Here is a 12,803-nt window from a genome sequence, read left to right on the forward strand (position 1 = left end):
CAATTAATTCACAGATAACAACTATATAGGAGAACACCAAACTCCTCATAAAAAATATAAAACCATCACATTCAATAATTTACAAGAATACCAAAGCTCTATTAGATTCCGGTAATAGTCATATAAATATTATCAGTCACTTAATTCCATTAACGTAAAAATGACATAAATATGAGAAAGCGCTTTCTAATTGTTTTTTATTTGTGCTATAAACCGCTTTGTTATTTCAGATTCATTGTACTGCCAGCATCCGTTTAGAATTTGTGCAGTAAGAAAAAGGTTATCGACATATGAACAGCATTTCGCTTCCCGCAGGCAGTCCCTTACTCAAAAATTCGTTTCTTTATGGAACTGCCACGTCAAGTTTTCAGATAGAAGGGGATGTCGATAACCGTCTCGAATGTATTTGGGATAGATTTTGTGAACGGCCTTCAGCCATTGCTGATCACTCCAATGGCGATGTCGCCTGTGATCATATTGCTCGCTGGAGAGAAGATTTCGACATTTTGTTAGACTTAAATGTAGACGCTTACCGTTTCTCTATTTCTTGGCCGCGCGTTATCACTCAAGAAGGTGAGCTAAATCCAAAAGGCGTTGCCTTTTATAAAACGCTAGTTGATGCGTTAAATGAAAAAGGCATTAAGCCATTTGTTACCCTTTATCACTGGGATCTCCCGCAGCACCTGGAAGATAAAGGTGGGTGGCTTTACCGACAAACTGCTTTTGCATTTGAAGACTATGTTGACAAAATAACGCGGGCGTTAGGCGAGTCCGTTTTTTCCTATGCAACGTTCAATGAACCTTTTTGCAGTGCTTATTTAGGGTATGAAATAGGCGTACACGCCCCGGGCAGAACGGGTAGAAAATACGGAAGAACTGCGGCTCATCACATTTTGCTAGCACACGGCCTTGGGGTGAAGGTGCTTAGAAAAAATGTCCCAAATAGCGAAGCCGGTATAGTATTGAATTTTACGCCATGCTACCCCGCTACACAAAAGAAAGAAGACCTCTTAGCCACCCGCAAAGCAGATGACTATATCAACCAATGGTATATGCAGCCTGTAATGGAGGGAAGCTACCCCGAAGTGTTATTTGATATAGACGAAGCGGATAGACCACCAGTTGAAGCTGGTGATATGGAGACAATCTGTCAGCCCATCGATTTCTTAGGGGTAAATTTCTACACGCGATTACACTATTCTGCGCCCAAAGAGAAAGGCGCATTGTATTTCGAGCATCCTCATCAAGGTCCATTGACCGATATTGGTTGGGAAATCTATCCAAAAGCGCTTTATGATTTACTTACTTCATTAAACGAACGATATACGCTCCCTCCCATTTTTATAACTGAAAATGGTGCTGCAATGGCAGACGAACTCAAAGATGGTCTTGTTAATGATGTGGATCGGGTTGATTACTACAATGCCCATTTAAACATGGTACACAACGCAGTGATTGATGGAGTAGAAGTGAGTGGTTACTTCGCATGGAGCCTCCTTGATAACTTCGAGTGGGCGGAAGGATATGAAAAGCGATTTGGGCTAGTTTATGTGGATTTTGAAACGCAAAAGCGTACGCTTAAACTTAGCGCCAATGCTTATAAAGCGCTCATAGCAAGTCGAACATAACAACAGTGGAAATAGCAATGAACCATAAGCTGACATTAAAAGAAAAAGTGGGTTATGGCATGGGAGACGCTGCGGCCAATTTAGTTTGGCGGGGCGCACTTGCATATTTGGCGGTATTTTATACCGATACGTTCGGTATTACAGCCGCTGCAGCTGCGATGCTTTTTCTTGTCGTTCGTCTTTCTGACGGTGTGACCGATATTATCATGGGAATGATTGCTGACAGAACCCAGACTAAGATGGGAAAGTTTCGCCCATGGATATTAGGCTCCACTCCTTTTCTTGGCCTTTTCATGGTCCTTTGCTTTACCACACCTGATCTCTCGTATTCAGGCAAACTCATTTACGCTTACCTGACCTACATCGGACTAACCTTAGCGTATACGGTTAATAATGTACCGTACTCAGCGCTAATGGGCGTGATGACCAGTGATGATAGAGAGCGTACAAGTTTGTCTGGCTTTCGTTTTGCTGGGGCATTCTTTGGTGGACTGCTTGTTATGGGTTGTTTGCCTATGCTGGTGGACTTGCTAGGCCAAGGGAACACTGCTGTAGGGTATCAATATACCATGTGGTTGTTTGCCACGTTGCTTGTCATATTAATGTGTATAACAGTTTTTACCACGAAAGAGCGCGTTACGTTGCAGCAGGTTTCAAAGCCTCAAGACACTAAACTGGACTCTCCAAAAACAGAGACAGGTACCCAAGTAGCGCCCGCTCCTCGTTCACTAACATCTGAACTCATCGACTTGGTAAAGCAACTACCGTTAATTCTAGTTCCTCTTTCAGCAATAACCGCCTTCTTTTATTATCGAGACGTTGTAACTGGGGCAATCTTCATTACTGTTATAGCGCTTACTACTATTGCAATTAAACGGTTAACTCGCCGACCGGAAGCCGAAAACACCCGTTCTCAGCAGGATATTATCGACCTGCTTTCCAATAAACCCTGGCTAATTTTGTTAGGAATGGGTTTTCTAACCATGATGTTTAATGGCATCAAATATGGCGTTATTGCCTACTATTTCAAATATTACATGGGCAATGAGCTACTCACAGGCTACTTTTTCATTTCACTGCTGGTGGTGTCGATTTTCGGCGCATTAGCAACGTCCAAATTAGCCGCTATGTTTGGTCGCAAGAAGCTCTTTATTATCGCGCTGTTAGCAAGTAGCGCATTGACCTCTGGCATTTATTTTGTTCCTCAGAAAAGCGTGAGCGCCATATTCATTCTAGGTTGCAGTGCAGAGTTTTTTGCAGCTATATTGCCTACCTTATTTTTCTCTATGCTAGGAGACTCGGCAGACTACAGCGAATATAAGACAGGTCGAAGAGCCACCGGACTCGTCTACTCTGCAGGCTCTTTTGTTCAAAAAACAGGGGGAGGCTTCGCAGGGGCGCTCGTCTTGTTGGTATTAGGAAGCTATGGCTATAACGGTCTTGATATCAATACAATTAATCAAACGCTTCCAGGTATGAAGTCTTTAATGAGTTGGATACCGGCGCTATTTGGCTTTGCTGGCGCGGCGTTAATCTGTCTGTACCCATTAAATGACGAAAAACAAAAAGAAGTTACACAAGCTTTACTCTCTCGACGTAGCGAACAACCGCCGATATCGGCATAATACAGTCAGTTAGAGTGATTGTTTTAGAGAACGAGGTCTTATCACGTGCCCACCATTTATCAAGTTGCCGAGCGTGCAGGTGTTTCTTTATCTACGGTATCCCGCGTATTAAATGGTAAGGCTTCGGTAAACAAAGTACTGAAAGAACGCGTAGAGAAAGCGGTTAAAGAGCTAAATTACCGCCCAAATTCTGTCGCTCGTTCATTGGCAAATAACCGCACTGACAGCGTCGGGGTACTTGTACCTGAACTCAACGCCCCGTTTTTTGGCGATCTGATGCAAGCTGTAGAGTCAACGCTGCGCGCTGCAGATAAACATGTCATTATTTCGGTAGGACGAAATTGCCTAGAAACAGAGAAAGATGCGGTAGAGTTTCTTATTAGCCGTAACTGCGATGCACTCATCATGCATGCAGAAGCATTATCCGATGAGTATTTATTGGAGTTAAACCAGTCGAAACTTCCCGTTGCTTTGGTTAACAGACAGGTGGAAGGGCTACCTGAGGCATGCACTAGCCTCAATAATGAAAAGGGTGGATATCTGGCTACCCGCCACTTACTCGAGCTAGGCCATAAAGACATTGCATATATTTCTGGACCGACTGACAAGTGTGACGCGAGCTTGCGCTTGGAAGGACATAAACGCGCCTTGTCGGAAGCAGGGTTGCCCATAAACCCACAGTTGATATTTAACGGCGACTATTCTGAAGAAGACGGGAAGATTGGCTTGTTAGAGCTCATGGCGCGCGATGTGCCTTTCACGGCTTTAGTGTGCGCCAACGATTGGATGGCATCGGGTGCGATAAGCTGCGCGAGAGATTTAGGCATGAGCCTTCCCCACGACTTGTCTGTGGTTGGTTTCGATGACGTGGTATTTGCCCACCATGTTTTTCCTCGTCTTACCACGGTCAGTAACCCAATTGCGGAAATGGCTGAAATGTCAGCCAAGTACATACTTAATAAAGTATATGGTCAGGCTAATAACGTTCAGCTGTATTTCGAACCTTCCTTGGTTGTTCGGGAGTCTACGGTAAAACATGAAGGATGAAGCCAAGTTGGTAAGTCGTAAACCGACTTTCATCTAAACTCTTAATTAAAACTTTCAATTAAGCGCCTTTCGCTCCCAATAGCGCACTTTGCTACCCACCTTAATGATGGTACACCCCACAATAGACGCGAAGGCCTGTCTTACAAGTATTTAAGCCAAGGGGCGTGGTGCTTTGATTTATAGGCGCTAAACCATTTAACAGGGAAATAAAGCACTAAACTAAGGCCAGCAGCTATTAACCATATTTGATAAATATGGTCTACGCCCACGTATTTTCCTTTATTCGCCCCCCAAATAAAGAATGCAATACCGTACATCACCAGCAATACGTACAAATGCAGGATGTAGAAAAACATCGGGACCGAGCCAAAGGTGTCAAGAAACGCAAACTGCGTATCCTTAACGCGCTCGAAAGCAAACAACAATAGAAACATGCCGGCCAGCGTAAAGAGCAAAAATGCTAAAGACGGGGGGTATTTGGTCAAATTAAGTAATGACATCAACGAAGTGATGGCACTTTGTTGTAGCTCCCAAGGCAAGGTCTCACCATAAATATTTAAACCGCGAAGTAGGAAAAATAGGCTGAGCGACACTGCAAATAAACCAAGCAACCACCGGCCGCGTCGCGCTTTATCAAGCTGTTGACTGTAAAGAGGCCCACATGCATAACCGAGCAGTATTACCCCTATCCAAGGAAGCACGGGATAACTCACTTTAATGTTTAGGGCGGCTGACTGAAGTATATATCCTCTATCGTGCAGCATTGTCCAAAGCGTATAGCCTGTTTCATGTGGAACATAGCTAATTGGCGTTAGTGCATTATGTCCAAAGACAATTAAGAGGCCTAAAATGAGCAACAGAGTTCTTGGAAGATAACTCAATACAGCCAGAGCAATCATGCTGATACCTATGGCCCACATCACCTGAAGATAAAACGTTTGGAAACTCGCCCCCCAGCTAAACGTAATAAATGTGACCTCTAAGAACAAAATAAACAATCCACGCTTAATTAAGAACTCTCTGACATTACGTGTCGGCTTGGCCTTATTCGCTGAGTCCATTGGATTGGCATAGAGCCATGCAGACAGCCCCGTTAAAAACACGAATGTGGGTGCACAGTAATGGGCGGCTAACCGTGTGAAAAATAGAGAAGGTGACGTGGTATCGATATCCATAGGATCAGATACCTGCAAATGCAGAAAAAAGCGCTCTCGCACGTGATCGATAAGCATAATCAGCATGACCAAGCCACGCATCATATCGATGCTTCGAATACGGTTTCGTTGAATACTAGAAGACATTTTAGCCATTACATCAAGGAGGAAATATTTGCTATCAACACAACTTCGTTCAGAATTTAGCGGTGGTTTTAGCCACTTACAGCATCGATAGTTAAACGATTAACCCAATGCTATAACATTGCAGTAAAAAGTAGCAATTATTTGCTTCGAATATACTAATGATGCGTTCAACAGCATAATAAGAAATACTAGAAGAAAAACGGAGTCACTATGAAATATCTATTGTTAGGTCTGGTCATGCTTGCTGTTGCAACGACGGCCGTTGCGAACAACGACCGCGACGCAGTGAATCAGACACTTAATGCTCTACATCACAGTGCATCTATTGCAGACTTTGAGCAGTATTTTGGTTTGTATCACGACAGCGCGATCTTTATTGGCACCGACGCATCTGAGGTATGGACCAAAGAAGCGTTTAAGGCGTATGCCAAACCTCACTTTGACAAGGGCAGAGGATGGACATACCACCCGCGAGACAGGCATATCTATTTTTCCCCTAAACACGATGTAGCCTGGTTTGATGAACTGCTCGATAATGAAAGCTTGGGAGAAACACGAGGCACAGGTGTCTTAATAAAAGAGGGAGCGAAGTGGAAAGTCACCCAATACCATTTAACGATCCCTATCCCCAACGCGCTTGCAGATAGCGTTGCTAATCAAATTAAAACCATGCAATAAAAAAAGCCCCGACGTAACGGGGCCTTTGGGTCTTAACTACCTTTAGGTATTAGACTGTGTGAGTGGTTGAATTTCCATCTCTACTCGACGGTTCATCGAGCGGTTTGCTGCACTATTGTTAGGTACTTTAGGTGCGTATTCGCCCATACCTACCGTCGTGATACGCGTCGGGTTAACGGAATAGTTAATAAGTAAATTCTTAACCGCTCCTGCACGACGCTCAGATAAAGACTGGTTGTACTGCTCAGAGCCAGTGTCATCCGTATGACCTTTGATCATAAGAACGGTTTTTTCGTAATTGTTTACGACTTTGGCAACGTCTTGAAGAACCGGATTGAAGTTAGGGCTGATGCTAGAACTGTCAGTAGCAAAGGTAATGTCGCCCGGCATGATCAATCGCAGATTATCGCCTTCTCGCACAACTTGAACGCCAGTATCAGAAAGCTCATTTCGAAGCTCTTCTTCCTGTTTGTCCATGTAGTTACCTATCGCACCACCTGCGATTGCACCTACCGCAGCGCCCCACGCATAACGACTTTTGTCGTTATCACCTGTCGCTTTACCCAGCAGTGCGCCTACTACCGCACCAATAGCGGCACCTTTTTGCGTATTATTCGGATCAGTTGCGCAACCTGCTACCGTTAGTGACGCAGCAATCAAACTTACAGCAAGAGTCTTTTTCATAACTTCCTCTTATTTCAATTAAAAGCTCAATATTGATGAGTTGCATTTATCCATTGCCACTCTCAATAAGCTCAGTGTTAGTTTTGCATTAAACAACTACAGTGATAGCAATTAGCGTTCCACTGGCAAATATTCTGTATGTAAGCAATAACGAGTATCTGAGCGCCACGAGTTCGTTTCCTGCTTAACTTTTCCTAAAAATCAGCACTCATAGGCACTACAGCACTTCATGTTTAGAGGATTGTAGGACATCAAACCTGAACGTTAGCTAAATGAACGTTGGAATAAAGAAGAAAAAATGCGTTGGTACACAGTGTAAATACTACACTGTGTTGCTAAAAAGTAACGTTTTAGCCTATTGAAACTGAGCGCTCAAAAAATGCGTTCACATCAATCTTATAGTCAGACGCTATGACGGCTTTGTTGATACTGATTATTTTGTCCGATGATAGGTCAACATCTTTCGGCGTTAGATAATGGTTACTGCGAACCGAATAAAAAACCTTTACGAGTGGCGTAAGCGGGGAGTCTCTCTGTTCAAGCACCATCGCTAATTTATCATTTGATAATAGAACTAGGCTCCCTACGGGATAAACGCCCAGACACTTTATAAACTGTTGAACAAGCGACTGGTCAAGACGCGTTGGCGCATCACTCATCAAAATAGAGAATGCCTTTTGGCTAGACATACCGGCCTTATACACCCGGTCCGCGGTGAGTGCATCGTACATATCGGCAATGGCAAGCATTCGGCCTGCTTGACTAATATCTTCACCTTTGGTCCCAGCAGGGTAGCCTAACCCGTCCAATCGCTCATGATGCTCACTAATCGCTTGAATCAGTGGCTGCGCAATTTCCGTACTTTTTAAATAGTCGACCCCGTGCTTTACATGACCTTTCATGATCTCCATTTCACTGTCCGTAAGGCGGCCTGGCTTATGAAGAATTTCATCTGGAATTTTGATTTTGCCCAAGTCGTGTAGAAAGCCAGCATAGGAAAGGTCTTGCACCTCTTCTTCAGACATCCCTAAATACTTGCCAAAATTGGCGAGTAAAATAGCAACGTTCAGAGAATGCTCTAGTAAATAGTCGTCTTTTTCTCGAATTTTAGTTAGACAAAGCAACGCATCGGGGTTTCTATCTACCGACTCGACTAACTTATTTGAAAATGCTTTGGGAATACTCGCATCAAAAGGCGTCTCTTTTTGTACATTGGCAAGTAACAACTTTTGAATTGCCTTTCCTTGCTCGTGAAGCTTTGCGGCTCTTACCAGCTCATTTTCGAGTGATATCTTTTTTGATTTTACCGGTTGATTAGAAGACGAGTTTTGGTGCTTTTCCACAGTAGCCGATGAACTAGGTTGCTCAACGTTAAACGCCTTATCTGTATCAATGGCGAGGGTTTTCACACCTCGCTTTCTAAGTGTTTTAACCACGTCATCAGACGTAACGCGGCCTTGGCTCGTAACCCTCAACGCACCTTTTTGCTCTAAAATTTGATGAACAAACATGCCTGGCACTAACTGATCAATAGTAATCTTTTTTATCATCTTATATGCACTGCACTATATTAATCGCCATATATTTGCTAACTGCTTTCATATAAAAAGTGAAAGCTCAGTACTCTAACTCTACTAGTATAGTGTGTAAATCTGGCTTCCAACCAAACTTCGTCATATTCACTCGGTAGTTTTTAACGACCACACCTTCCTCTGCTAATCGCTCTCGCTGCTCATCCGCTTTATCAGAGCCAGCAGGAAAAGCAATTTTACCGTCAGCACGTAGTACGCGATGCCAGTGGCAGTCAGCATTTATCTCTCTTAAACACTTTCCCATCATTCTAGCTCTGCCGGGTAATCCACACAGGTCAGCGAGCAAGGCGTAACTTATTACCTGTCCCTCAGGCACTAAAGAAAGCGTTTTCTCTACTCGAGATTGTACTGCTTCATTCGGCATGTTGTATATTATCCTATCTATTAAGTTACTTAGTTAATAAGTGCGATAAACGTTCAAAAGAGAATAAAGAAATTCAGTTATGCGCCTTTATTGTGAACACTGTGGATATCCTCAAAAAACCTGTATTTGCTCTCACATTAACACAGTAGATACATCGTTAGAGATTGTGATAATTCAACACGAAAAAGAAGCACTTCACGCCAAGAATACGGCGCGCTTAGTTTCATTGTGTATTCCTTCGACGCGAATCATACTTGCTAATGATGTCGTCGCTATGCAATCCCTATCCGAACACTGCTCACGTCGACATTCAGTGCTTGTTTACCCAAGTGAATGCAGTACACCGATAGAAAGTGTCGATGCCGTTGCACGTTCTGAGATCACAACGCTAATTCTAATAGATGGAAGTTGGAAACAAGCATTTGGTCTAGTGAAACAGAACCCATGGTTAACAAAGTTACCAGCGTTTCACTTCATTTCTGCACCCACTTCTAACTATGCTATTCGTCATACCACATTAAGCAATGCACTTTCCACGCTAGAAGCAACAGCTTATGCACTACAGTGCTTAGATCAAATCGACGTTTCTGGGCTTTACAGAGCACAGAGAGCCTTACAAGATAAGTGGCAAGGCCCTATGTCACATAGAAGGCATTTCTAGCGTAGAACTTCGTTTAGCGCACATTACGCGTTCATGGGAATGAAGCCCTTTTGATCTTTGACTAAACTTATCCAATTTCGAATGGCGGGATAGGCGGAAAGGTCAAACCCGCCCTCGTGGGCAACGTGGGTATACGCAAACAATGAAATATCCGCAAGAGTTAACGTGTCACCTAGCAAAAACGGCGTAATTTTAAGTTGATGCTCCATGACAGCTAGTGCGCGATATCCACCCGCTTGTTTAGATTCGTACTCCGCTTTCCTGTCCTCGGGTAGCCCTAAATAAACATTGATGTAACGAGCAACGGCGATATAAGGCTCGTGACTGTATTGTTCGAAAAACTGCCACTGTAAAAGTTGCGAAAAACTATAGGGAGAAGAGGGGATTAAAGGAGTGTTAGATGCTAGATAGTGCATGATGGCATTGGATTCTGACAACACCCTGCCGTCGTCTAGTTCAAGCAACGGAATTTTCCCATTAGGGGTCTTTTCTAGGAAAGAAGGAGCGCGTGTTTCTCCTTTCATAATGTCCACATCAATCCATTCGCAGGTTTTACCTAACAAAGAAAGAAGCAGTTGGAGTTTGTAACAGTTACCTGAACGCGTGTCGCCGTATATTCGCATAAGGTAAGTTCCTTAAATGTAGAAATTTAAACAGCCATAGCCTTTCACCACGTTGGTGTAATACAAACTAGCAAAGCAGCAAAATTCATTACACTTATTATAATTTCCATGAAGACTTTGGGTCGCAGAGCGTTTCTTTTACATGCAATAAGTGCTCTATTTCTTTACTTTTCTCTTCAACCAAGCTTTGTTTTATTAGCTGCGCTATTGTCTTATCAATTTCTTTCGCCTCAGCTAGTTTTATCTTTTTAACTTGATGGTGAAAATATATAAGAGGAGTGAGCAGAAATACTACAAAAAACGCAAACAAGCAGGAAATAAAAATTGCATCAAAGAGGTGAATTGGCTGATTTATCCAAAAAACGGGAATGACCAAAAATACCATCGACGTCGTCATTATTGTTGTTACGGTAAGGCTTATGACGTACTTATAAAGCTTTAATTTCCCCATAGCATCAACAGTATCATCGGACAAAAACTTCCATAAGTACCTGTTAACTGTTGTCAGCTGCATAATAAAAAGAGACAGAAGCAACCAAAAGGGTATCGCGCTCATTGCAACGATAAACACTTCTTTCTCGTCGATCCGTTCTATAACACCTTCCGAGATCATGTATAGCAAAGGCATCATAAATCCTATAGATATCGCCCATACCACTTGCTTTTTAAACTGCTCAGACAAGATTCTTCTATGCAGGCCAAATTCATTTTGCTTTTTAATAGTATTAAGAATTAATAGAAGGTTATTAGCCACTTTTTGTTGAAGTACTCTGATTGCTAACAGAAAGACTCCGCTAAGCAGAGATGTTCCTATGGCTGTATTTAGATCTCGTTGCGCATCACTAGATTCTACGGGGAATTGAATAGTGCCAGCAAAGCAATGCAAAACAATCATGAAAAGGATTAGCAGTACTGGGTACATCAGGTTGTCGAATAAAACATTGTGTTTCATATGTTTAAACGTATTAGCTTGCTCATGGTTACCTTTCAAACTTAGGAAACAAAAAGCGCTAAACTCCACATTATTGTTATGAAGGATAGGCAAGCAGCTAGCCTTACTTTGTCCCGCCTTTCGAATAGTCTCATTGAAAGAATACTTAGCCTTTCCAGCTCTTGATCACATCTTTCATATTGCTCTAGCTTATCAGACGAAATCTTACATTCCATTTCTTCTAGAAGTTTACTGCTTACATTCGACTTCTCCTTTAACCACTGAGACTTCAGCCTCACGACAGGAAAAAAGAGATAAACACCGATTACTAGCGAAAATAAGAGCGTCATCAAAATGTCGTAGATAGGTATGTTTTTTCCTAACCAAAAAATGGGGAATAGTGAAATAGCCCCTAGTGAGAGGGTAGCATTCACTAAGGAGAGTCTTGCTAAAGACGAAAGAGAGTTTAAGTGGTCGTAATAGTTCTCGGTTTGGATAAGTACATGATCTTTTAAGTAACTAACATTCGACGAGGATTGCGCTAAGAAAAGAAAAAACAAAAACCAAAATAAAGCAGCGCTAATCGTTATTATATATTGGTAAAACTGTACGTCATTAAGAAGAAGGCTCTCTACAAGAACATATACAACGGTATTTAAGATGGCGATAAATAGGCAATTGGCTGATTGTAGTTGAAATTTGCTTGATAACTTTTGCCTGTGCTTATTCAAATGACTCAACTGACTTGTTTTTACAAGAATTGAGATCAAAGTACTTACTACATTTTTATGATTTAGCTGAATACAAAACCAAAAATAGCCTGATAGTAAACTCATAGCTATTGCAGTGTTGAAGTCTCTTAAGCCCCCCTCTTTAATGGGTAAAACTAATGCTCCCGAGAAGTAATGCACCATAAGGAGTACAGCAACCAACAATGCTGGATACAGTCCTATAAATGCACCGTTGTGTACATTAGCGTAGGGATTGAGCTTCATTAATAATATTTTTACTAGCAGATAAAGTAGAGCACCTAAGCCGTATTTCTGACTCAGTGCACTAGCGTACTTTAGATCAAAGATAACTTTACAACCTTAAGCGCTAATAACGATGTAAGCAATAAAAATAAACGTAAGAGAACGTGAACGACCACTTTTCGTTCGGCAATAAAAAACCCGCCATTTGGCGGGTTTTTTCAAAGCTGTGCTTTTTATTTGCGTAACTTCTGAATAAGACGAAGTTGAGCAATAGCTTCTGCAAGCTCGTGAGCTGCTTCAGCGTAGTTAAAGTCAGCGCCTGGGTTGGCGATGTGCTCTTCTGCACGTCGTTTGGCTTCTTCTGCTGCCTGCTCGTCAAGATCTTCAGCTCGAACCGCGGTATCAGCCAGTACGGTAACATTGCCAGGTTGTACTTCTAGTACACCACCAGCAACATAGATTACTTCTTCTTCACCGTGCTGTTTAACCAAACGCACCATACCAGGTTTAATAGCAGAGATAAGTGGCGCGTGCCCTGGGTGAATACCCAGCTCACCTTCGCTACCTGTCACCTGAATCGCTTCAACGCGACCTGAGAAAATCGCTTTCTCCGCGCTTACTACGTCCAAATGTACTGTCATTGCCATGTGAACCTCCTGATTAGGTACGTTAGCATGATGCTAGGCTAGCAACTG

13 protein-coding genes are annotated in these 12,803 nt (G+C 42.6%); 5 read left to right on the forward strand and 8 right to left on the reverse strand.

Translation table 11 applies throughout. The annotated features are described in order from the left end of the window. The first annotated feature begins 290 nt into the window (after positions 1 to 290). Genes MHM87_RS03690 through MHM87_RS03700 form a run of 3 tightly spaced genes read left to right on the forward strand, consistent with a single transcriptional unit; the run spans position 291 to position 4,300 of the window. Positions 291 to 1,628 (forward strand): GH1 family beta-glucosidase, encoded by a 1,338-nt coding sequence (locus MHM87_RS03690; protein WP_239257800.1) that lies wholly within the window; start codon positions 291 to 293, stop codon positions 1,626 to 1,628. A 17-nt stretch (positions 1,629 to 1,645) separates the two neighbouring features. After that, positions 1,646 to 3,253: an MFS transporter gene (locus MHM87_RS03695; protein WP_239257801.1), complete on the forward strand. Its 1,608-nt coding sequence runs from the start codon at positions 1,646 to 1,648 to the stop codon at positions 3,251 to 3,253. A 45-nt stretch (positions 3,254 to 3,298) separates the two neighbouring features. Then, positions 3,299 to 4,300, forward strand: a complete 1,002-nt coding sequence (locus tag MHM87_RS03700) for a LacI family DNA-binding transcriptional regulator (RefSeq protein ID WP_239257802.1) — start codon at positions 3,299 to 3,301, stop codon at positions 4,298 to 4,300. A gap of 140 nt (positions 4,301 to 4,440) precedes the next feature. Here the strand turns inward: MHM87_RS03700 and MHM87_RS03705 are convergent, their stop codons facing one another. After that, entirely contained in the window at positions 4,441 to 5,610 is a 1,170-nt protein-coding gene (locus tag MHM87_RS03705; RefSeq protein WP_239257803.1) for a heparan-alpha-glucosaminide N-acetyltransferase domain-containing protein, read from the reverse strand. A gap of 201 nt (positions 5,611 to 5,811) precedes the next feature. Here MHM87_RS03705 and MHM87_RS03710 point away from each other — a divergent pair, with 201 nt between their 5' ends. Then, complete coding sequence (locus MHM87_RS03710) at positions 5,812 to 6,279, forward strand: nuclear transport factor 2 family protein (protein WP_239257804.1); 468 nt, start codon at positions 5,812 to 5,814, stop codon at positions 6,277 to 6,279. Positions 6,280 to 6,321: 42 nt separating this feature from the next. Here MHM87_RS03710 and MHM87_RS03715 read toward each other — a convergent pair whose 3' ends face one another. From MHM87_RS03715 to MHM87_RS03725, 3 genes are all read right to left on the reverse strand, one after another. Then, positions 6,322 to 6,963: an OmpA family protein gene (locus MHM87_RS03715; protein ID WP_014951442.1), complete on the reverse strand. Its 642-nt coding sequence runs from the start codon at positions 6,961 to 6,963 to the stop codon at positions 6,322 to 6,324. Between the two features lie 350 nt (positions 6,964 to 7,313). Next, positions 7,314 to 8,513: an HD-GYP domain-containing protein gene (locus MHM87_RS03720; protein WP_239257805.1), complete on the reverse strand. Its 1,200-nt coding sequence runs from the start codon at positions 8,511 to 8,513 to the stop codon at positions 7,314 to 7,316. A 67-nt stretch (positions 8,514 to 8,580) separates the two neighbouring features. Then, complete coding sequence (locus tag MHM87_RS03725; RefSeq protein WP_014951444.1) at positions 8,581 to 8,919, reverse strand: MGMT family protein; 339 nt, start codon at positions 8,917 to 8,919, stop codon at positions 8,581 to 8,583. Positions 8,920 to 8,998: 79 nt separating this feature from the next. Between MHM87_RS03725 and MHM87_RS03730 the strand changes: the two genes are divergently transcribed. Continuing rightward, positions 8,999 to 9,580 (forward strand): tRNA-uridine aminocarboxypropyltransferase, encoded by a 582-nt coding sequence (locus MHM87_RS03730; RefSeq protein ID WP_014977836.1) that lies wholly within the window; start codon positions 8,999 to 9,001, stop codon positions 9,578 to 9,580. A gap of 23 nt (positions 9,581 to 9,603) precedes the next feature. Here the strand turns inward: MHM87_RS03730 and MHM87_RS03735 are convergent, their stop codons facing one another. The 4 genes from MHM87_RS03735 to MHM87_RS03750 all read right to left on the reverse strand — a co-directional run bounded on the left by MHM87_RS03735 (position 9,604) and on the right by MHM87_RS03750 (position 12,755). Next, positions 9,604 to 10,203 (reverse strand): glutathione S-transferase family protein, encoded by a 600-nt coding sequence (locus MHM87_RS03735; protein ID WP_014977837.1) that lies wholly within the window; start codon positions 10,201 to 10,203, stop codon positions 9,604 to 9,606. 97 nt (positions 10,204 to 10,300) lie between these two features. Further along, entirely contained in the window at positions 10,301 to 11,155 is an 855-nt protein-coding gene (locus MHM87_RS03740; RefSeq protein ID WP_239257806.1) for a hypothetical protein, read from the reverse strand. A 41-nt stretch (positions 11,156 to 11,196) separates the two neighbouring features. Then, entirely contained in the window at positions 11,197 to 12,129 is a 933-nt protein-coding gene (locus MHM87_RS03745) for a hypothetical protein (RefSeq protein ID WP_239257807.1), read from the reverse strand. Between the two features lie 212 nt (positions 12,130 to 12,341). Then, entirely contained in the window at positions 12,342 to 12,755 is a 414-nt protein-coding gene (locus MHM87_RS03750; RefSeq protein ID WP_014951448.1) for a F0F1 ATP synthase subunit epsilon, read from the reverse strand. Between the last annotated feature and the right edge of the window lie 48 nt (positions 12,756 to 12,803).

It is taken from the genome of Alteromonas sp. Cnat3-28, assembly GCF_022348265.1.
In the GTDB taxonomy this organism is placed as follows: domain Bacteria; phylum Pseudomonadota; class Gammaproteobacteria; order Enterobacterales; family Alteromonadaceae; genus Alteromonas; species Alteromonas macleodii.